The organism is Oleiphilus sp. HI0043 (assembly GCF_001634935.1).
The window spans coordinates 1-887 of record NZ_LWEY01000666.1; the positions used below are offsets into that span (position 1 = coordinate 1).

The 887-nt window shown below is 46.1% G+C and carries 1 protein-coding gene and 1 pseudogene; both read left to right on the forward strand.

The genetic code is table 11. The features are described from left to right. A pseudogene (locus tag A3729_RS32575) lies at window positions 1-261 on the forward strand (FAD-dependent oxidoreductase); the annotation flags it as partial. Then, a partial coding sequence (locus tag A3729_RS07930; protein ID WP_156497787.1) for a DUF1365 domain-containing protein occupies window positions 261-887 on the forward strand: 627 nt, incomplete at its 3' end. The pseudogene A3729_RS32575 and the gene A3729_RS07930, both read left to right, overlap by 1 nt.

The window sequence follows — 887 nt, forward strand, 5'->3', positions numbered from 1 at the left end:
GCTCCCGAAACATTTCTAGTTACTCTAAACAGGACCAATGAAATAGACCCCAGCAAGATCATTCGCACGTTCAACTACAGCCACCCGGTCTTTAGCCAAGACGGCGTCAAAGCACAGGCGCGTCATCATGAAATAAGTGGTAACCCTGAGTCTGGTCATGGACGCACACACTATTGTGGTGCCTATTGGTTCAACGGCTTTCATGAAGATGGGGTCAATAGCGGACTTCGCGTCGCAGAGGCTTTCGGAGAAACACTCTAGTGAGCAAAATAAAGCACAGCTCAATATATAGAGGATCGATACGGCATCGTCGTTTCTTGCCCAAGAAACACCAGTTTCGCTACCCCTTGTTTATGCTCTATCTTGACTTAGACGAGTTAGAATCGCTGTGTAAATCGAAGTGGTACTGTTCACTCGAAAAGTTCAATATTGTCTCGTTTCGTCGCGATGATTATTACTCACCCGAATCGGGCGATTTAAAACAAGCCGTCATTAACAAAGTGACGAACAATCTCACCGAACAAGGTTTATCTGCGCCGGAAATTGAACACGTCAGAATGCTGTGCCACGCCCGCTATTTCAATGCAGTCTTTAACCCTGTCACCTTCTACTACTGTTTTGACAAAGCTAACAAGCTGGTTTCTATTTTGGCTGAAATCACCAACACCCCATGGGGTGAACGGCATGCTTATGTGCTACCCGTAGGTCAATCGGGAGAGTATGGCTCGTATGCCCTGAAAGCACAAAAATATCACCACTATGAGTTTCCCAAAGTTTTTCATGTTTCGCCGTTCAACCCTATGGATATGACCTATCACTGGACCTTTGATGAGCCAAACCAAGGGCTAAGAGTGCATATGGATAACACCCAGCGCGACGAACAAAAC